We start from the raw sequence: 20282 nt of genomic DNA, 5'->3' as shown, positions 1-20282 counted from the left end.
GCGGGGAGGAATCGCGTTCGTACACGTTACTCCTTGAGTTACAGCGGCCCCTCGGTGTCCAGTGCTTTCGCACCCTGAATGACGAGTCCACGCCACGTCAGCCCGTGTGCCTCTTTTACTTCGCTCAGTTTCTCGTATTCTTCGTCGCTCACACTTCTCTTGGGACTCACGTTTTATCCAGGAACCCTCGCCTCTCCATACGTGACGAGCAACGACTCGCCGAAGTACGCACATACGGTGATACCAGAATCTACCGCACTATACGAAGACTACACCAGCGAATACAGCCCCGATGTCTACCAGTATGAGGAGCTTTCACCGACAGCCCAGGAACTTTTCGACCGAACTAGAGCCACCGAACTAGAGCCACCGAACCCCTATCCAGTGATATCCGTCGACACATCCCCGATGTATGTCGCGACTTCATGCTCGTCTGCGATACGTATTCACAGGACGACCTCCCGAACGAATTCACATACGGAACGCTCCTGTCTCCTGAGGAAGCATACCTGATTATCGAAGATGGCGATGAACGGTTCCTACTGAGGACTGGATGGACCGGTCACGGGGGATTCTTCGCCATCCCACTGCATTTCTTAATTCGATGGCTCACACTCCTTCCACTCGCAGTCATTATTGCCCTCGGCACACGCGAACCTGAAAGTCGTCGTACGCACAAACTGGCTCTCGGACTTGGTCTGGTAGTTTGTGTCCTTGGGTTTCTCGCCCCCTATATCGAGATGATCGGATTGGTTTCGGCGTTACAGCTAGGCCTCCTACTTCTCTGTGCTGTCTGGCTACTCCTTTTGATCCGTGGTGGATACCGTCTCTATCAGAAGGTAGCACCGATGGTGTAGCTCGCTTTCTTAGCAATGTGTCGTAGAACACAAACAGTTCGACGTCTACCGTCGGAGGTCCAAGGATATGGAAAAGAAACCATCTGAAAACCATTTTGACCAGGCATGCACATCCAACGCGATTCCTCACCGATTACCTGTCTTTGTCGAACTACCAGCCGTAACGTTTGTGTGCAGTGTCGATATCGAGAATTTCCACGATCTTCACAGCTTCACCCTCGATTGCGTAAAACGCCGTGTAGGACCGACCAATATGTAGTCGGTACCGTTCCTTACCATCAATCGGGAGTTTCTCTTTGTCGCCACTTCTTGAACCGGGCCGTGGGTAGGGGTCGTCGCCGAGTTTTGCAAGGTTCTCGCGGACGATACGCTCAGTCTTCTCGTCGGCGGCAGCAAGAAACGTGCGTGGTTGTTCACCAAGTAGAACTTGGTAGCTATCGCCCATTTATACGTCCTCAAGGGGGACGAATTCGTCTTCTTCAAGCGAACGGTCGAACATCTCCGATAGACGGCGCTCTTTTTCGTGTTGAACCATCTCCGCAAGCAGGTCGTCGTACGATTGCCCACCTTCTTTGAGGTCTCGTAGTTCGTTGCGTCGTTCCTCACTAAGCGGAATTCGGTGTTCGGAACTCATTGACAATATTGTCAACGTTGTCCATCCTGTTAAGAGTTACTACGAGCATCCATGGCGAGCAAGTCGGCCGTACTGATCCGTTTCACTGTGACTTCTGCGAGGTTTAAATTCCACTCGAGGATCCAGTGATGTATGATTGTTGTAAGCGTCTATGATTTGTCGAATATAGAGGCGCTCACCAATCCTCCCGAGGGGTGGATGCTGGACGCTGCCCGATGTGAGAACTGTGAGGTTGATGGTATTGAGCCGAAAACGGACGGCTGGGAAGAAGCAGTGGTACTGCTTTCAATTGCTGAATTGAACGGTATCCTCAGCGCAGACGCAAGCGAACTCACAGTCGTCGACTATTCACCCGGCGACAAAGGTCACCACCCACCACCGATTCCACTCTGGGCTCTGGTGGAACCTGGTGGAGTCTCACTGGCTCGATGGGGCTACCTCAAAACCCTCCTCGCGACTACAGCGGTAGAACACGAACAGTTCGACGCCTACCGCGATATGCTCACAGACATTGAAGAACAGTCGACTGACTAGATTTCGTCAAAATCGTTTCTAAGTGGATTCGTCCAGAGAGACATCCTCTCTGGCGCAAACGGCGCGTTCTCTCCTTGTAGAAACGTAACGTGTTCACTCGTTCGCCTGTTCGTCACGGATTTCTTCGTACGGTGTCGTGACATGCCTTCCTCCCTCAAAAAGAGTTAGACGGCCTGTTTCCTCGCTGAGCGTTATCGTTGTCACCACTTCAGGCCGAGCAGATGCATCGGCTGCGCTCATGTGACGCGAACCCATCCAGTCCTCATACTCTACGGCGTATTCACCCTGAGGAAGATCGTCGGGAGTGTAGTCAAGGAACCGAACCATCTGTTTCTGGATTACTCCATCAACGCTAATCACCACTGCACCGTCTCGTAACATGGCGACTTCGCTTGCTGCGTCGTAGAAACTATCGACGTCTTCGAGGACTTCGTGAGAAATGTCGACTGGCCAGTAATTGTCGCCCATCTCATCTGCGTAGTGTCGAACGGAGTGACCCGATACAATCGCAAAGTAAAGGCCAGGTCCAGTGACGTGTGTGTCGTCCCACTGATCGAATGCCAGACTAATTTCTTCGATACAGAATCGCACAACGTCGATTAACCGCTGTACGCGTTCGTGTGCAAGAAACTCGATGTCCAGTGGATCTCTCGAGGTCATACCTAGTACCCCTTGACGACGCGTATAAAGATCGAACCTGAAATTCGATAACAGGCTTCTTCGAGTGAGATTTCATCATCGTATTCTCACAAATCTACTCCGCCAACGCGTGGGCTGAGTGTTGGCCAAATGAAGTAGAGGTCGCGTAAAAGTGTAAAGATTCTCATAGAATATGTCTCAGGAGTCCACGAATAGACCGACCTCCCGCACCAGATTTGACTATATCACGTTCGAGCGATAGGTGTGATATTGACTACCAAACATTAATTATGCTTTCGTCTATACAACAAACAGGGACGTGGAGTCCCTTGTCAGAGGCACCAGGTCGTCAACGCGGGAGTGAGACTGGAGCTTGCAGGCCGTCTCTCAACACTCCCCCTTTCGTGCGTGGCGGTTGAGCGAGTAACCGCGTTGATGACCAAGAGATAGGGCAACAGATTCGTATAAGTAATTTCTCAACCGATCTCTGCTGTGAATCACTCAAAATATGGAGTAACAAACCGGCGAGATACTCCTATCGGTCGGACTCCTCCTTATGAGAAATCTTAGGACTTAGTATAGGCTTCGAGCAGTTCCATCACGGGGAACAAGTTTGCCTTTTCGCCGTCAATTCCGATGTAAATCGTAGAACCTTCCCCAGTCGCCCGGGCGATCACGTTGATACCATCACCGAACACACGGATCGTCATCTCCAAGTCACCAAGTGGATCGTAGAGATCAGACTGCCGTTTAGCAGCCATCTCTTCGAGTTTGACATCGTCGGCTATCTCTTCGATGTCTTCAGGCGAATACTGCTCGAAAGTCGCCGGGTCGGCGTACAAAATGTTGTATTCCCGCTGTCTGAAATCGCCATATGCAACGGTACGAAGACTCTCACCCAACGCTTGCTTGAGCGCCTCGACGAGTAACTGAGGCTTCTCGCTCGACTCTGCATCCGACAACTGTTCAGAGAGTTCTTCGACTGTCTGCTCCATATCCTAGGCAGTAATTCGGTTACGAATAAAGAATCATCGTCTGCTAAGTCGGCCAGCACTGATTTATCATCGGTAAACAAATATTTCCTCGCACACGCAAGTGTGCCATCGCTACTTCACACCTTTGAGGGCGTCTGGTTCCGGGGGCTATCCCCGGACCCGCCTCGTCGCCAACGTCGTCGTAACCAGCACTCGTCGACGAAAATCACGAATGTAAGCTAAGACTCGGCGCTGAGGAGAGCAAGTTTCTCGTGTGCTCTACGAACGCTCTCGTCGATTTCCATTCTTCAGCCGTGGATATGCCACAGTGCGACAAACGGGTTGTGGGGCTGCTAAGATTTTTCCTCGCATTCATCGGAATCCAGCTGCTATCCTGGTCCCTGCTCAGTATCTCATTCGAGTCAGGATTCGTCTATACAATAATTGGGTCAGTTGCTCTCCTCAACGGCCTGTATCTTGGTGGTGTGAGAATTCGGTAGCACTGCTGCGACAGGTGACTACTCATCGGGACTAAGTTCGATAACGACGTTATAGACTCTAAACAGACCATTCGACATTAACCAACAGCAGAACCCATACAGAGACTGTTGGTTAACAACCTTACAAACGATTGATTCTCTTCTTTTACAGCATTCAGTCGGATGTGTCTGCATCGCCTTCACAGACTACATCCCGGAGTTCTTCGAGCAGTTCTGGGTGGTGCTCTTCCAATAGTTCAACCTCCTCTGTTAGCTCCTCGTTGATCCGGCGGCGGACTCGGGAGACCGCTTGATACCTCTTCGAGTCTTCTACGTCTTCTTCGCCAGAAATCCGAGCGCGTTCGCCGAACGTGATTAGGCCGCGAGAGCGGGTCATACACGCCGGTTGTACCTGAGACATTACAGTAGTTACGAGAATGCATAACGACATAAAGTTGCGCATATAAGCAACGTTGCGCATATGACTAACTTATATGTTTGTGGGGCGTATACTCTGGAGTAGAGAACGCAGGAATGCCGTAGAAACGCGGCACGGTGCTTGGAACACCGTACCTGGGTTCTCGACTTGCCAAGAACCATGAGTAAATCCGAATCCGCCGGTCTTCAATCCACCGGCACCGAAACAGTACCGACTATCGACGGCCCCTTCCGAGAACCATACGCCCAAGGCGGCGAACCGTACTTCCGCTGTTCGTGCTGTGATGCGGAGGCGGCAGACCGCACCGCACTCGAATCAGTCTCTGTCTTCCACGACGTTGGGTGTTCGTTTGTATGAGTTTGGGGTCAGAGCTTTCTGAGTGTGAAGTCTGCGGCGCGATCGGCCTCCCAGAACGCATCCAAGAGCACGACTGCCAGCCATTTCTCACCCAGACTCAGAGAGAGTCAGCATCAACGCGAGACGAAGCACGGAGCGTCAGTGATGAGTGAGTCACTACAGACGCAACTCAGAGATTTAGAAGCCCGTTTCGAGGCGTTGAATCGAGCACGAGTCGCCGCCTTCGACCAACTCACAGAGTTAGAAGCTCAGAATGAACGACTCAAGGAGCGAGTCGCTGTCCTCGAACAACTCGTTGCCCCAGACCCTGAGTCAATTCCGTACGAGACACTCTCACGGTCACAGAAAATCCACCGTATCCGCAAACACCTCGTCGAAGATGCAGTAAAACAACAGACTGGAAAATCCCGTATGGAATACAAGGCCGTCAAATGGCTCTTCGATGGCCATCCCTCTCCAGGACATTGCTATGACCTTATGGAACTCGCTGGTGAACTTGAGGGCTTCACATACGAGACGAGTGACAGTCGGTCGAATCGTGTCCTCGTGGATTTAGACGCTGTGAACGATGAGACACTGATTCACGCCGCGAATAACGCACTCGGGGGTCGGAGAGTCTAAGATGGGTATTTTCCACGTCCGAGTCCCACCGCCCTTTGACTGAGTGCTAGTTCAGTTGTGTTGTGGTGTGTATGGAAGTCTCTGGTAGCCGCGGGTCTATCGGCTGTAGAACGGAGTAGTACGGTTGGAGTTGGTGTGAAGGGGTCATTGGGTGTTATTCGCAGCGTGAAAGGCAGTATTGTATTGACCCTGAGTCAATTCAGACCGTCCAAATGCCGCAATGCCCTGGACACCCTCCTCGACGTTATTGAGGAACTCACCTAACCACGCCTCGACGCACTCGGACCTGCGAACATCGTAGGCATCGACGGCAATTTCTTCATGAAAGCTGCGTACTATAGGGAATACTGGACGCGTCACGGCTACTATCGGGCTGACGACCTCCCCATCACAGTCACCATCGAACACTCCGTACATGGTATCAAACACTTCTGGTACCACCACAATCTGTGGCCAACGCACTAGCACCACTCTCTTGAATTATCTTCAATTCATTCGGTAGATATATTCTATACGAGTGAAATAACACTTTGAAATGGTATTGGTCCGAACCGACCGCCTAGACCGCGCACACAGTAAAATCGTAGACGGCGGAAAAGACATCCACATTTCGGGTCAACCAGGCATCGGCAAAACAGAATTCCTCGAAGCCCTCCAAGAGCGCCTCTCCGAAGACTTCGCCATCGAACAGAAAAACGTCCGCATTCATCACTCCCCCGAAGACCTCCACCGCGACCTCCTCCACCTCGCTCGTCGAGCCGCGAACGAACGCGACTCAAAACCCAACCAACTCACCACTCTCTCCGGAGGAATCGGACCGGTCAGCGGTGGAATAGGCGTCGACGACCGAGTCCGAGACCCGCACAAACTCGAAGACCTCACCAGAGACTGGTCCGGTAACCCACTCATCCTCTGCGTCGACAATATCCACAAAATCGCAGACGACGAAAACATCGTCCGAGGCATCATTTGTGAACTCTCAGATGCCCTGGGCGAACACGTTCACCTCATCACGGCCGGTCAAATCTCCATCAACCAACTTTCCGGAGCGAGAAATGTCGAAGAAGTGCATCTCAACTTGTACACTATTGATGAAACTCGGTTCTTCCTCGAACACCATTTTGGGTCAGTTTCTGAGGACACTGTCAAAAACGTTTACGCAGTAGTCGAAGGCCACCCTCTCTTTCTGAGCCTCCTCACCGAAGCATCCGACAACGAAAACGATCTTCACCTCCCTGAAGGAGCTGTCTTCGACACTATCGAGGAACGATACATCGACGGTCTCCCCCGGGACATGGAACGGTTTCTTCGCCAAGTCGCACCCCTCCCCGAACTCAATGAGCGCACATGTAGCGGCATTATTGAGGACCTCTCACCGATCGAAGCCGACCAAATTCTCCGTGAGCTCAACCGGCGAGTAATCGTCCAGCAAGTATATCGCACTGACAATGGCGACAACATCTACAAAATCCACCATCACTTCCGAGAGTTCCTTGTCCGTAAACACCAGAACGAGATCGAAGTCCACCGAACCGCCTTCCAATACCACATTCAGGAACAACTCTCGAAACTCACTGGTAGCAACGAGGACGCTCTAATTCACTCTCTTCCCCACTCAATCCATGCGGGATACCATTTGAAGGAGCTCCATGGCGATGAGCCGGATGCAGAGACATTTATTGAAGAAATCGACCGACTGGATATTACATACCCAGAGCGAGGGATTGTGATGATGTATTCTGGGTTTGGCATTATCCCTACCGAAATTGTGGATCTCTGGCAGCAGGAACTCACTTCCCTTACAGACTGGGTAATAAGTACAGTTGAAAACGAGCATCAAGCACAGCTAATCACGGGAATTCTTGAGTGGGCACTCAGCCAGTTCAACGAGAAGCCGCTTACTCTCGAAGACGTCCAAATCGAAGGTAGTATCGACGATCTCCCGGTTGAATTTCAGTCTGTGAGCACGACAGACCTAAGTGAGGAGCATGCAAAGCGGTTCCAGCGTTTGAGGATACATTGTCTCCGTTTCTTCCTCATTGAGGAACCGTACCAAAGCAAAGTACACCGTGAATATCTGCGAAACGTTGTTGAAGTGTACGGGATAACACCTAAGATTCTGTTTCGCTTCCGGAGTCGCCTGAAGGTCATTCTTCTCGACAGTGAACTTGGCAATGAGTTTGAAAATTTGGTCCAACAGTATGCTGAGACGGTGGGCGAAGAGCTCCAAAACAGTTTAAGCAGTAGTTTGGATTTCTATAATCTTCGCGACCAGATGTTAGATATCGGGCAGGAAACGTTTGATAATGTGCATTATAAACTGCTTCTCAATTCGGGGTTGCTAGAGGAGATTGCGCATCAAGGCGGTGAAATATTGGAGGAGGCTGAGAACCCCGTGTTCGCCATGTTCTGGTACAGTTTGTTCACCGCGTATTTCCGCAGTCAATCATCAGACTCGGAGGCGTTTGAAACGGTGAAGTCGCTGTATCTCGAGCAACTGGAGGAACGAAAACAGTACGAGCAGGGTATTACTGACCCAATCATCAATGCAGAGGAGTCTGCTGAGAAATTCGAGATCGAAGAACCGGACGCGGACTGACGAGCTCTCTCTTGCAAATCCGCACGAGCCGCTGCTTGTACTTCTCAACGCTCTCGAGAACGCACCTTGTGCCGTTTCTAGGCTCACCTACGGATTGTGAACCGGAATACCCGTTTCTGAAGACCGCTGTTGAAGCGTCTGAATTGCTTGAGAACTCAATTCGAAGGTATACGTCATATCAGAAATGGTCTCCTCCCGTTATTATGCGTTTGACAGTGTATCCAAACCCATCAATCGTCATTGTTTCGTCACCGAGGCGTGCGTGTACCGGCATATTGTCGAGATTATCGAGGCGGGCCGTATCTGGAAAACGGTGTCGCTGCTGAGAAGCAAGCTTCTGATATGTGCTTTAATCCGGGCTCGTCCTCCGTAATCTCCCTTTCATAGTAGAGTTGCTTCTCTCCCTGTTCAATCGTTTTTAGAAACGGAAACTTGTGTGCGAGCCGATAGAGGCGTGGGATATCTGGGACCAAGACAGAGAAAGGCACCGAGTGTGTTGAGCGTGAGACCAAGCAGGGAAAGCATAGACAAGTGTGAGAAACGGAGCGGTCTTAATGATTCATCTCTGAACGTTCCTTAGAATTGGAAAACGTACCCGTTTTCTACTTGCTTCCGTATCTCAGCAGCTTTCGATTGCTCAGCTAATCGTGCTTCCTTTTTCGACGCATACCATCACAGCCCTCGCAACTCCTTCGGTGGAAACACTCTGCAGAATTCAGAGCCTTTGCCTCGAGCATGTGCGTTAATACGCGGCTCAAGACTCGAGGAGGGTGTTCCCGTACTCGTCCCCAGGAGTTACGAGAACGAAGGCGGTGAGACGGTTCACGCGGATTCTGAGGTGATGATCGAACCGGGAAAGGCTGGATTCGTGCGGGCCTTCGTTGACGAACGCCCGAGTCCGTTCGACTGCGACCCGGAGGTTCTTACTTGCCTGCCGGTTCACGACGCAGAGCAGGCCTAATCGCACAGCAAACCCTTCTATTCGGGAAACCGAATCACACTCATCTTGGAGACCCTTGCTTTCAGAGCGACAGCCATTCTGCGACTAGTCCAACCCGAATGAAGATTTTAAACCCCGGCGAGTTCAGAAACCGTTCAACGAGGATGTCCATCGGTTCCCGTTTCGTCGTGCCGCTGCTGAATTGTCCTGTAGCCTTCATTATCGAAGTTGGTCGTCAAGGAAGTCTCGATCATACTCTTGGCTCTGCGCTGCGAACTGGTTTGCTATCCTGACCGCGGTTTTACTTGCTGAATTATTGTGTTCGACGGCGTTTGTGTACAGTTGCTCGCGGTATTCGTCCTGACTCGACCGAACTATTTCCGGCCATTTCGCGGGGGACGAGGGTTCGATAACCTGCTCGTACACCGTGATTGCTTCTTGAGGGTGCTCGTTGGACTGGTCGGCCAACCATTCCTCCAAGGAACGGACGCCGAACGAGTCGTGGATGATGAACCGGACGGAGCGTTCAAGTAGCTCCTGTTCTTCAGGAAGCCCTGCCTCATCGGTGTTTTTCAGGCAGTCGAAGAAACGGTGGAATTCACGCCGATAGTCTTCGTCCTCTTCGGGACTCTGGATGTCCTGTTCGACCTGTTGGAGTCTCCATCTCCAGAGCAGACTAACCTGCTCCCATTCGCCATCCAGTGCGTCTCCATTTTCGATTGTACGTGAGATTGCATCAGCGATTTTCGCGGCTAGTTCAGGCGAACTCTGTTTATAATATCGCCTGATCAGGCTGTCATCATCGTCTAAGGCTTCGTTTTGGAAGATATACGAGGCTCCGATGTGGCCGGCAAGACCATCTGCGTTGACGAACTCTTGCTCGGAGTCTTCTTCGGTCACGAGGCTGACGGCATGGATGTAGTATGGTCGAATGAGATTGTACGCGGGTGCGTGGCATCCGTGCCGGGATAGATAGCCATTGACCGCTCTGGAAAACCGTTGTTTCGCATCCAGACTGTCACCGGTCGGGAACAGATCATCGAGGCCTTCTTTAACCAGTTCTTCGTCTAAGGCCCAGAGGTTGCCAAACTGACGGCCCAGAGCCGTCCGAACTTCTAAGTCGGTATCAGAGCTGAGTTTCGTCCGGATGGCCTCCCTGATTTCCCCGTCCAACGTAGACTTGTCTTCCTCGTCGTGCTGCCACACGGCGAGCATTACTATTGCTTCAACGGCTCGCCCCCGTACTTCTTCCTGAGTTGTTCCGACGCCACCGATCCAGCTCCGGGGCTGGTCGTCAGGGTTGATGTCTATCTCAACGACCAAGTTCAGGAGTAACTGCTTAGTGCGGTCTACGTGGCCGGCTGGGAAGTCGGTTACGTCTGAGACTGTCGCATTATATGTCAGGGTTGCTATGTCGAATCGGCAGCGGTCACTCCATCCTTCAGGATGCTCTGCGATATACTCACATAGCTCCAGTACAGGACTCCAAGGGAAGGTTCGGTCGTCATCGAGAGCGTCTCGAAATGCGCGGAGAGCGATGTCGGCGTACTGTGGTTTGGCGTCTTTCAGGAGCGTGATTTCGGCCGCATATTCCTGTGGATGTTCCTGGATGCGGTCTTCAAGTTCGTCCGAGACACCGTGATAGCTGACCTCTTCGAGACCGCCTTCGCCCCGTGGTTCCCATTTCTCCTCTCGGGAGGGTTCCCATTCGGCTAAGAACTTGAGGACTTCTACAGCCGAGTCGCCGGGTATCTGGTTGAGTTCGTCAGGTTTTTTCTGTGCGACCATTCCCCCGCGGACATCTGGAGTATACGCCTCTGTCGGTAGGCGTTCTGGTGGGCCGTGTTTGTCGAGGCTGTCGTCCAGATACTCGTGATGCTTCTGGGGGAGGTGGTTTTCGATTAGGTAGAGCCGATTCCGGTGCCACTTCTCGATAATCCGCTGTTTGACTTTTTCGACGGGTTCTCCACTTTGTTCGGCGAAATATTCTGCTCGTTGTTCCACTCCTTCGCTGTCCGGAGGTCCGTTGCGAATCAACTGGCAGATTTGTTCCTGATCATCCGCAGACAGGTGCTGGAAGCCGTTTTCGAGCAGTCGATAGAACTCGAACTGGACATCCCCTTGATGGTAGTTTTCTTCTTCGAGAAGCTCCGACCTGATACGGTCGGTGATGGCTTTAGGATGCTTGCTCAGTAGGAAGAGTCCGAGTCGTCGGAAATTCGGATTTTCGTCATCCAGATAGTTCTGAATCAGCTGTTTCCGGTCTGCGTCGGTTGGGTTCTCGTCTACCCAGTGGGTGGCGGCGCGTGAGAGGTAGGTATAGATGATGTGCTTCCGTTTGCCCCTGTTAGTTTCGTCGTAATCGAGGTCCTTGATCGGCTTTCGGTTGGCAACTGATTCGTGGTGAACCGTCCCTTCTTCGTCCTGTTCTGACTGGAGTGTCTCTCGGAGGGTGTCCTCAAGCACTTGGATGAAGTCCTCGCCGGCTTCCGTAACGAACTGGTCGAAGGTATCGTCGAGGGTTTCGATGGTGCTGTATCGTTCAAATCGGCGTTCCTGCTGTCGTTCCTCCTCGATATCTCGCTGCTTTGGGTGGAGGATTGCTTCGAGGACTTCGAGCGCAGCCTCGGTTTTACCGTGGTCACACAGATATTCGACCAGCTGGAGGCCCTGGTATTCGAAAGCATGTGCGTCCCCGGTTGTGCGAATCCAGTCTGCGACAATTGACGTGGTTTTTGCAGCTGTTTCCGGGGGTAGTTCTGTGGCGATGTTGACGAAGAATCGTCGCGTATTGGGGCTTTCTGTTGTGGTGGATTGGATGACTCGGAGGATGAAGTCGGGTTGGTCGTTGACAATCTGGTTTTGATATCCGAGGAGATAGCCGTCCGGCTCGTTGAATAGATCTCGGTGGAGGAGTTCTTCACCCCAGCTCGGGTGTGTGTTCTCGTCATAGAAGGCCCTTGCAATTTCTTCACGTTGATCGAGCGTGCTGATTTGCGCGTTAACGGTGTCGTCGGGTAGTTCCTCGGTGCGCCATGTCTGGAGTTCCTCTGTCAGAAGGGATGCAGGGTAGTACGATAGTCCGTCTTGGTCGAATCCAGATTTGATGAGCTGGCGGAGTTCCTGATGTTCTTCGAGGTCGATATCTTTTGAGAAGTGATTGAGGCAGGAGAAGACGAGATCAACTTCCGTGTTTAGATCGACATCGCTGGTGTTGAGGAGTGAGCGGATTCGCTCGCTGTAGTATCGGAATGCGTTTCGATGAACCTGTGCTTCCTTCGACGGGTCGAACCGTTGCTGGAGGAATTCGCGGAAGGTGTCGTGAATCCGGTAGGATTTGATACTGTTTTCGTTCCATCCGAGGTCTTGGGTAATTACTCGTTCGTTGAGTCCTCGGAGTAGGCGGTCGATGCTGACGCTGTCGAACGGTTCGTCGTCGGGAATGATCGCGGTACAGAGGCGTTCATTGAGTTCGGTGAGTGGAGATGTGAGTCGGAGGAATCGTTGTTCATCGGTTGAAAGCGAGTGGAGATACCGCTGCTGGATCTCATCGTACACCTCTCCCTTCGGTATTTCCGGTATCTTGTCGGGGTCGTTGGCTTCGATGAGTAATCCGATGTAGAGCGGATGGCCGCCCAATTCCTGGTGTATCTCCGCTGCCTCCTCTTCAGAGAGATGCTTGAACTCGTCCTGAAGCAGAGATTTGGTCTGTTGCTCCGTGAAGGTGGAGATGCTAACTTCGGTGTCTAATCGGTCGAACGAGAGCTGTCCGGCAGTAATCAGAGTGATGTTTTCTGTTAGTAGGTCGGCTGCCTCTAGGATAGCATCCCTAATCGCGTCCTCTTCGATGCTGAGTTTGTGGATGTCGTCGATACAGAGCAGAAGGTGCTGATCTTCGGGGTAGAGTTCGGCGACTCCTTCGAGTACGTCTCGATACTTGAACTGTACTTGAGGTGCGTCGGCTGATTCTGCATCCCATGAAATACTACCAATTGGAGCTACGCCGATGCCGGTTAGTCGCCTACCTTCCTCTTTCTTGTCTTCGGGCAGGTTGGCGAGGATGCTTCGATAGATATTGCGATAGAAGTCTTCCACATCGAGATGGCCTCCGATAGAAGCGATTTCAACATCCTTGCTACCGCTGTACGCCCGGTCAATCTTCTCTATCGTCCATGTCTTTCCTACGCCCGGCTCCCCAGCGATATGGAGCAGGTCTGCTTCGTCATCGATGAATGCGAATAGCTGTTCCTCGATTTCCGGACGTGAGACGTATTGTCCCGGTTCAGGATCTCCGCTTCCCATTGAGTCAGAAGTTGAAGAGAACAACTTTAGAGTCTTTCCCCAGACGCGACTATAGATCTCTCGTAGCATTGTCGTAGACGCCTCAACGTGGGCTGAATCCTCGGCGGCGGGCTAAACATTTAATTATCATATGATGAGTTTCGGCTGAAAATCACAAACGAAAGAAAAAATCAAAAAAGAACGGCAGAGCGTTGCTCTCGACTGTTTATTCCTTGTCCGGACGCCGCGTTTCATAAACGGTTCAACGCGGATCAAGCGGATCTAGTATCCATTCAGCGAGACATTCAAAGTAATGAGACCTATGTGGCACCTCAGAGTATACTCCATTCGCCTTTTGATTACGACTGTCCTCTCTCAGAGGGTGGCAGACGTGATTCTATGACGTTCGTTCACTTCTCCTCGGAAACCTATGGATAGAAAGCTGGCCTCGGCACTCATAGGGCTTGTCAAAATTGAAATCACGATTTAGTTTAGACTCTTATAATGTCGATAGCTTTTGGGGGCACCTGCCAGATCGTACTGGAATGAATAACGAGGTGGTTTGGGGGTGACCCAGCTATCACACTCGTTGTGATTAGCCTCACTCGCACAGCCACCCAAATTTCGTTCCTTTGCTGTCTACTACTCCTCTCCACAGAGAGGATTTCTCGAGTGCTGCTGCTCACAATACGGCTTACTACAGCGTTGGTGTCAGCGGACGACGTCTCCCGACGTGACTAGCCCGCTGTAATCACAGCCTCGTTAGCGCCACCTCATCACAACGTCCGTGATACCACCAGATGACGACGTACCACTGAGTTCAGTCACTGCACGTTCTGTGAATACGGCGCGCTTCGTCCCACGGCGTTTGACCACCTGAACGTCTTCTTTTCCGAGTCGATCCAAGAACTCCATGACACGCGTGACCGTCTGGGTATGGGGTGTCCGGTCTTCTTTCGCTTTCAGGACTTTTCGAATCGTGCCTGAGTCGATAGCGTAGCCGGCGGGGACTTTCTTCGCGTACTCACGGATGTCTTTGGCGATGAAGCGAGCACGCTCTTGGTTGGTGGTGAGTTTCGAGACGGCCTTCGAGGGGAGGCTGATGAGTTGTTGCAGTGGCGATTTACTCTGACTTGTCTCATCCGAGTCTGTGCTTTGAGAGTCTTCGAGTGCGTGGACACGTTGTTGGAGGTGTTTGCGGTGGTCACTCGACACACTGAGTTGCTCTTCGTATTCACTGAGGCGCTCGCGTTGTGCTCTAAGTTGGCCACGCTGGGAGGCAATCGTCTCGGCTTGCGCGTCGACCGTGTCTTCCAGGTCCGATTTCTCGTCTTCCAAATCGTCGACACGGTCTTCGAGATCGTCGAGACGCGAGCGGAGGTCTTCGACTGAGTCAGTCATTGGGTGACCTCCGGGGTGAGGGGTGGTTGTGCGACGAGAGCTTTTTGCGTAGGGGGTGTGTTCTGTGGCATGCGGTATTCCTCAAACGACCGCACCGGATCCGTGCTCTAACACGGGTCCTTTCTGAGAGAACCAACTGATCCAGTGAACGGTCTATTCGGTATGGACGTAGGCTCCAATAATAAGTATTGATACTATTGCTCTCACTATGATTGAGTTAGTATCCCGCTGCTGACAGAATCAGTATTTCTATACTGTCCTCTCCACGACTGCGCTCAATGCGTGACCAGGCACAGTGGATGAACAAAGCAAGCATCCCAATCTTAGAACTCTTGGACGAATCCGGTATTGCTCTCCCCGGTCAATCCATTGCGCTCAATCTCGACCGAATACTCACTGCAGCCCCATCCCGTGCCACAGTCTATCGAGCGCTCGATCCACTCGAAGACCATGGACTGATTGAACACGTTACCGGGGAGAGCAAACACTACATTATCACAGAGAAAGGTCAGCAGTTTCTCGCCGGAGAACTCCAGGCAGACGAGTTGTAAGCAGATTAGTTTTCAGGGGCTCCGTTGAAATCCTCAAAAACAGACAGAAGTGGCGTGCTGAATATAGAGGGTGAGCTCAGCAAAGACTAGACCACTTTTTTGTCTTAACTATACTACACGTCAACTGGCTATTGAGATGGGAATACTCATACAAATCGCGGCTTTGGGAACGATTGGCCTTGTTGAAACCCTTAATCGGTGATAGGTTTCAGCAGCCGTGCTGAATACACAGCGCATATCGGTCACGGGCTTAACTCGGGAGCGCTGATGAGTAGGCCGGCATCGCGTGGAACCCAGGTTGGCACCTCCGCGAGCAGTTCAGCACCATCACGCGACAGTCACGGGGAGCGTTGAGGGACCGTACACGAGCATACTGCCTGTCGGTTTGGCCTGGTCGCAGTGAACCGTGATCTCCTCGAATCGCTCAAAGAACACGTCGAGAGCCGTCCGTGCGATAAGACGGGCGAGGCTAGCGCCGAGACAGAAGTGGGTCCCGTGTCCGAACGCGAGGTGATCCGTGGGACGTCGATCGAGTATAAACTGTCCGGGGGTATCGAAGACTGTCGGATCGCGGTTTGCCGCGGCGAACCAGAGACAGAGCTTGTCACCCGGTTCGACTGTCGCACCGCCGACGTCGGTCGTAGCCGTCGCATATCGACTCGCTGCCCGCACGGGCGAACGGTACCGGAGGGTTTCCTCGATTGCGCCAATAAGTGCGTCCCGATCCGACCGGACTGTCTCGAAGCCGTCCACCTCGGTAAGCGACCAGACCGAGTTGTCGATGAGATGTGTCGTCGAGAGCCCGCCGAGTAGAATAACACTCAGAATGCTCCGGCGTTCGGCCCGCGAGAGCCCCGCCGCACTCCTGACGGCTGACAGAAACTCCTCCTGTGAGTCCTGTGGCCGACCGTCGAGTAACCCGTCCAGATAATCGAGAAGAGACGACAGGCGGGTTGCCGCATCGTCCACCTCGTAGGGGGCGGTGTCCGTGAATTTCGTCCATTCGAGAAACGCGTCTCGGTCTGTGGGTGGCACGCCAAGCAGTTTTGTGAGCGTCCGAACCGTTAGTGGATAGGCAACCTCCGGGACGAGGTCGAATGTGGCCCTCGCTTCGCCGGACTCGCCAGTGACAGCGGCGTTGAGTAAGTCGTCGGTGCGCTGGTGGATGAACGATTGGAGAGTAGCCAGTTCCGATGGTCGGAATAGCTGGTTAACGACCGAGCGGAGTTCGTCGTGACGGGATGGATCGGCATGGAGCATCGAGTCATGGAGCAGCGACCGCCCGTCCGATTCGAGATAGTCAGGATTGGCGTCCATCCGCGAAGAGAACCGCTCGTAGTCAGCTGCGACCTGCTGGACGGCGTCGTAGCCGAATACATCCCAGCACCCACGCGTGTCGTCCCAGCGGATGGGCGCAGCCTCGTGCATCCGGGAGTAGAAGTCAGCTGGTCGAAGTTGGTCAGTCGGATCCGATAGTTCCGGCGGAAACGCATCTAACGGTGTAGTGGCCATAGCGGATACTTCTGTCTGCACTAGGTGACAAAAATTTTTATAACAGAGTGGGCCTCCATCTGAGCGACCACTGACTGCACCCTCTGTATTCAGCAGTCCGTTCCTTTCGGATCACGGACACTCGCCGTCCTCGTATGAAATAGCGAGGCTTCGCTCCAGATTGTGAACGACGCACTTGATGACGAGTTCGCGGAACTGCTTCCACCAGAGGCGTGACCGCACAAAGGCCCCGAATTTCTGTTTAATCGCCGCGTTGACTGTCTCGTTCATGTTCCGCCGATGGTAGAGATCGGTGTCCAGCCGTGCATTCCACGCTTTGTGAAGTGGGGTAAACTCCCGGTGCTTGATGAGCGGCCGAATATCGTGATCCCTGGCGAGCCGCCGGAGCTTCTGGTCGTCATATCCCTTGTCTCCGGTCAATACCGAGATCGACGCTGCGTTCCGTTCCACTACCTGTGGAGCAATCTGCGTATCGTGTTTTCGTGTCGTCGTTACGTGAATATCGAGCACGGCGTTGGTCGCTGTATCGACCAATAGCGTCGTCTTCAACTGCTGTATGGTGAGGTTTGTTCGCTTCGTGTAGTGGGCTGAGGTGTGGGCTCGTTCAAACCCGGATGCATCGATACCGGTGATACCGTTGACTGGCAAATCTGTGAGCGAGACGTTCAGGAGAACCCGCCAGACGGCCATCTCCAAGCGGTCGAACGCCTTGCAGAGTGTCGAGGGTGCGGGGATCGAATCGAGATTGAGGGCGTGACGAATGCGAGGCATCTCGATGAGTTCATCAACGAGATCGCGGTACGTGGTCGTCTTCTTCACTTTCAGGCACAGTAGAACGACGTGCTGGCGGAGGGTGAACCGCTTCCGCGAATAGCGTGTCGAGAACCGAGCTACTGCACGGCGAGCCAACACCATCGCACGTTCGGTGAACTGGAGAAGTTGAGATTTTGGGAGACCATCCATCATCCCTCACGCTACTCACTCGTTATGTTTTCCAGCTAGGGTTTCAACAAGGCCCTCGATTCCAAATCGGAACGCCTGTGGCTTCGAGAGCATGGACCAGGATGAAGGGCTCTACAAATTTCCTGACGACGACTACACAGTCTGGCTCGAAGAGAACACGAATGGGCTCACCGACGAGTTGGGTCATCGTCTCGGTCGAAACTCGTGGGACACACGTCCTTGGCATCTAGACGAACATTTGCATCCAACACACTGGACCACACAACGAGCGCTTGAATTCCTCGAAACGCGCGATGAGACTCGGCCGTTCTTCTTGAACCTCTCATACGTGCGGCCACACACCCCCTTTGACCCACCGCAAGTATACTGGGAGATGTACAACGAACGAAGCGACGAAGTGCCAGCGCCATACCACGGTGACTGGGCGGACGACTGGTATGGCGATAAGATACCAGAGTACCCACCAGTAAATGCGTGGGTTGCAGACCTGCCAGAGAACGTCATCAATCGAGCGCGAATCGGCTACTACGGCCTAATTAGTCAAATCGACCAGCAACTAAAACGCGTCTTCGACCTCTTGACTGTCCAAGAAGAATTGGAGAACACCCTCGTGGTCATGTGCTCTGATCACGGTGAGATGCTCGGAGACCACAATCTCTGGCGGAAGACGTATGGCTTCGAGGGATCTGCTCGTGTGCCGATGCTCATGCGTCTACCTGAGTCAATGGCTGGCGAACGGGGTCGCCACATTGACAGGCCAGTCGGACTTGAAGACATCATGCCGACATTCTTATCTGTCGCCGAAGCCGAAATTCCAGACACGGTTGAACGACGAAATCTACTCAATCTGGTCTCCGATGACAGTCGTGATGATTGGCGCGAGTTCTACCACGGGGAACACGCACCGGCCAGCTATCACCTGGAGAACGCTGCCCACTACCTTGTCGACGAAGACACGAAATACATCTGGAACCCAGTTACAGGCGAAGATCTACTATTCGATCTCAAAGATGATCCGGGCGAAACATCGGATCTCCGAGATTCAAATCCAGACCGACACAGTGAGTGGCGAGAAAACTTAGTCAGCCATCTGGAGGGCCGACCCGAGGGGTTTGTCGAAGAAGGGTCGCTCTCTACGGTTGAACCCAAAACCCCTGCCGAGTAGTGCCTCTACCGGAGAGGTGTTTTTCTGTGGCTTAACAGAGATAGTGTTGGATTCGGTCTACGATGTATGCCGCTTCATCGTCGGTTAGACACAGAGAGTTAATCGAGAATGCATCGTCTAGGAGGTCGTCAGAGCCAACGAAGATACGGGGATTCTCTTTTCGGAGCGATCCAACGAGTTCGACTGCATCCAGTTGTGCTTCTTCGGGGTCGATAGTCACGAAGACTTCTGGAGCGACCATTAGCTTCCCACCGGGTCGACGTTCAATCGATACTCCTTTGATATCAGTGAGGCCGTCCTCAATGATGTCTGTGCGGGCGTTCCATTCGGCTTCAAGTTGGACTTGGTCTTCATCGATGAATAACTCAAGTGCCTTGATGAGCCCAACGAGTTCTTCTTTCCCCACTTTGAGGGGACGGCCGATGCCCTGTCGTGGAACCCCTGCGAGGTCGTCTTTGTCAAACAGTTCCGTTGGTGGTTCCCAGACTTCTGGGGCGACATGCATGTCTAAGTGCTGGAGTGCAGCAGAGCGAATATACTCTTGTTTGCCTGCGAGAATACCGGTGGTTTGGGGACCTCGAATTGCTTTTCCACCACTGAAAATGACCATGTCAGCGCCCATGTCGATGAACTTCGAGAGGTTTTCTCGTGGGGGAACTTCGGCTGCAGCATCTACAATGACTGGGATATCGTGGTCGTGAGCAACCTCAATGACCTCTTCTAATGGTGGTGCGCTGTACAGTTTCTGCATGTACGCAATCGCCACCGTGTTTTCAGAGATAGCATCAGCAAGCTCCCATATTTCGGTGCTGTTGGAGCCAGTGCCGAGGTAGTTGTCGTTATTCCCAGCGTCAACTATTGTAGCGCCAGCAGCACGAAGGGCATGGTCGTACCCGTTCCGGTGAGTTTTCGGCATGACGATTTCGTTCGGAATCCCCTCCGTGTCGGGGAGTCGTTCCATGATTCCGAGGTCGTCACCAGCAATTGCAGCAGCCGCAGCGAGCGTCATTGAGGCAGCACCCCCACTCCCGACATACCCCGCTTCGGCTCCAGTTACTTCGGAGATGAGTTCGCCAGCGCGGACTTGGAGATCGGAAAGCCGAACGAATGATTCGGCGGCCCGACTCATTGCCTCAACTGCTTCCGGGCGAATGAGGCTGCCACCTATTCGTGTCTTTGTGCTTGCGGCGTTGATGACTCGTGGGACATCAAGTTCGTCGTAAATGCTTTTCTTGATTTTCATATGTTATGTCGAACTGTGAGTGGCCTTCCGTTATGAAACGTGGTGCTTGAATCCGAGTGCTAACTCAATACACACTGCTGACGGGCGATGGAG

The 20282-nt window shown here is 52.7% G+C and carries 19 protein-coding genes; 8 read left to right on the top strand and 11 right to left on the bottom strand.

Annotated features, from left to right (window positions below):
- Positions 1-425 precede the first annotated feature (425 nt).
- Complete coding sequence (locus AUR64_RS21005; RefSeq protein WP_058580226.1) at positions 426-857, top strand: hypothetical protein; 432 nt, start codon at positions 426-428, stop codon at positions 855-857.
- A gap of 151 nt (positions 858-1008) precedes the next feature.
- Here the strand turns inward: AUR64_RS21005 and AUR64_RS01730 are convergent, their stop codons facing one another.
- A complete protein-coding gene (locus AUR64_RS01730) occupies positions 1009-1302 on the bottom strand; it encodes a type II toxin-antitoxin system RelE family toxin (protein WP_058580225.1) in 294 nt (97 codons plus the stop codon).
- A complete protein-coding gene (locus AUR64_RS01725; RefSeq protein ID WP_058580224.1) occupies positions 1303-1491 on the bottom strand; it encodes a hypothetical protein in 189 nt (62 codons plus the stop codon).
- 132 nt (positions 1492-1623) lie between these two features.
- Here AUR64_RS01725 and AUR64_RS01720 point away from each other — a divergent pair, with 132 nt between their 5' ends.
- Positions 1624-2025: a hypothetical protein gene (locus AUR64_RS01720; RefSeq protein ID WP_058580223.1), complete on the top strand. Its 402-nt coding sequence runs from the start codon at positions 1624-1626 to the stop codon at positions 2023-2025.
- A gap of 93 nt (positions 2026-2118) precedes the next feature.
- Here AUR64_RS01720 and AUR64_RS01715 read toward each other — a convergent pair whose 3' ends face one another.
- From AUR64_RS01715 to AUR64_RS01700, 3 genes are all read right to left on the bottom strand, one after another.
- Positions 2119-2685 carry a diadenylate cyclase gene (locus AUR64_RS01715; protein ID WP_058580222.1) on the bottom strand — a complete coding sequence of 189 codons (567 nt, stop codon included), beginning with the start codon at positions 2683-2685 and terminating at the stop codon, positions 2119-2121.
- Between the two features lie 545 nt (positions 2686-3230).
- Positions 3231-3659 carry a hypothetical protein gene (locus tag AUR64_RS01710; RefSeq protein ID WP_058580221.1) on the bottom strand — a complete coding sequence of 143 codons (429 nt, stop codon included), beginning with the start codon at positions 3657-3659 and terminating at the stop codon, positions 3231-3233.
- A gap of 633 nt (positions 3660-4292) precedes the next feature.
- Positions 4293-4514 carry a hypothetical protein gene (locus AUR64_RS01700; protein ID WP_058580239.1) on the bottom strand — a complete coding sequence of 74 codons (222 nt, stop codon included), beginning with the start codon at positions 4512-4514 and terminating at the stop codon, positions 4293-4295.
- Positions 4515-4715: 201 nt separating this feature from the next.
- Between AUR64_RS01700 and AUR64_RS20370 the strand changes: the two genes are divergently transcribed.
- The 4 genes from AUR64_RS20370 to AUR64_RS01690 all read left to right on the top strand — a co-directional run bounded on the left by AUR64_RS20370 (position 4716) and on the right by AUR64_RS01690 (position 8133).
- Positions 4716-4913 carry a hypothetical protein gene (locus AUR64_RS20370; protein WP_155120457.1) on the top strand — a complete coding sequence of 66 codons (198 nt, stop codon included), beginning with the start codon at positions 4716-4718 and terminating at the stop codon, positions 4911-4913.
- Positions 4914-5057: 144 nt separating this feature from the next.
- Positions 5058-5534, top strand: coding sequence for a hypothetical protein (locus tag AUR64_RS20365; RefSeq protein ID WP_155120455.1), 477 nt, complete (start codon positions 5058-5060; stop codon positions 5532-5534).
- Between the two features lie 294 nt (positions 5535-5828).
- Positions 5829-5999, top strand: a complete 171-nt coding sequence (locus AUR64_RS21350) for a DUF6610 family protein (protein ID WP_394326093.1) — start codon at positions 5829-5831, stop codon at positions 5997-5999.
- Between the two features lie 70 nt (positions 6000-6069).
- Positions 6070-8133: an ATP-binding protein gene (locus AUR64_RS01690; RefSeq protein WP_058580218.1), complete on the top strand. Its 2064-nt coding sequence runs from the start codon at positions 6070-6072 to the stop codon at positions 8131-8133.
- 754 nt (positions 8134-8887) lie between these two features.
- Here the strand turns inward: AUR64_RS01690 and AUR64_RS20360 are convergent.
- The 3 genes from AUR64_RS20360 to AUR64_RS01675 all read right to left on the bottom strand — a co-directional run bounded on the left by AUR64_RS20360 (position 8888) and on the right by AUR64_RS01675 (position 14755).
- Positions 8888-9076: a hypothetical protein gene (locus AUR64_RS20360; RefSeq protein ID WP_155120451.1), complete on the bottom strand. Its 189-nt coding sequence runs from the start codon at positions 9074-9076 to the stop codon at positions 8888-8890.
- A 216-nt stretch (positions 9077-9292) separates the two neighbouring features.
- Positions 9293-13375, bottom strand: coding sequence for a hypothetical protein (locus AUR64_RS01680; protein WP_058580216.1), 4083 nt, complete (start codon positions 13373-13375; stop codon positions 9293-9295).
- A 741-nt stretch (positions 13376-14116) separates the two neighbouring features.
- On the bottom strand, positions 14117-14755 hold the full coding sequence (locus AUR64_RS01675; RefSeq protein ID WP_058580215.1) for a hypothetical protein: 639 nt from the start codon (positions 14753-14755) through the stop codon (positions 14117-14119).
- Positions 14756-15033: 278 nt separating this feature from the next.
- Here AUR64_RS01675 and AUR64_RS01670 point away from each other — a divergent pair, with 278 nt between their 5' ends.
- On the top strand, positions 15034-15306 hold the full coding sequence (locus AUR64_RS01670; protein ID WP_058580214.1) for a helix-turn-helix transcriptional regulator: 273 nt from the start codon (positions 15034-15036) through the stop codon (positions 15304-15306).
- A 327-nt stretch (positions 15307-15633) separates the two neighbouring features.
- Here AUR64_RS01670 and AUR64_RS01665 read toward each other — a convergent pair whose 3' ends face one another.
- Both AUR64_RS01665 and AUR64_RS01660 read right to left on the bottom strand, forming a co-directional pair.
- Positions 15634-16818: a cytochrome P450 gene (locus AUR64_RS01665; RefSeq protein ID WP_071391188.1), complete on the bottom strand. Its 1185-nt coding sequence runs from the start codon at positions 16816-16818 to the stop codon at positions 15634-15636.
- 111 nt (positions 16819-16929) lie between these two features.
- A complete protein-coding gene (locus AUR64_RS01660; RefSeq protein ID WP_058580238.1) occupies positions 16930-17781 on the bottom strand; it encodes an IS5 family transposase in 852 nt (283 codons plus the stop codon).
- 91 nt (positions 17782-17872) lie between these two features.
- Here AUR64_RS01660 and AUR64_RS01655 point away from each other — a divergent pair, with 91 nt between their 5' ends.
- Positions 17873-18946 carry a sulfatase-like hydrolase/transferase gene (locus AUR64_RS01655; RefSeq protein WP_058580212.1) on the top strand — a complete coding sequence of 358 codons (1074 nt, stop codon included), beginning with the start codon at positions 17873-17875 and terminating at the stop codon, positions 18944-18946.
- 31 nt (positions 18947-18977) lie between these two features.
- On the opposite strand, the gene AUR64_RS01650 is transcribed toward AUR64_RS01655, so the two are convergent.
- A complete protein-coding gene (locus AUR64_RS01650; protein WP_058580211.1) occupies positions 18978-20189 on the bottom strand; it encodes an aminotransferase class V-fold PLP-dependent enzyme in 1212 nt (403 codons plus the stop codon).
- Positions 20190-20282: the final 93 nt, after the last annotated feature.

This window comes from Haloprofundus marisrubri (assembly GCF_001469955.1).
Taxonomy (GTDB): Archaea; Halobacteriota; Halobacteria; order Halobacteriales; family Haloferacaceae; genus Haloprofundus; species Haloprofundus marisrubri.
The sequence above is the reverse complement of the archived record's forward strand: the minus strand, read 5'-3'. Positions and strand labels throughout refer to the sequence as shown.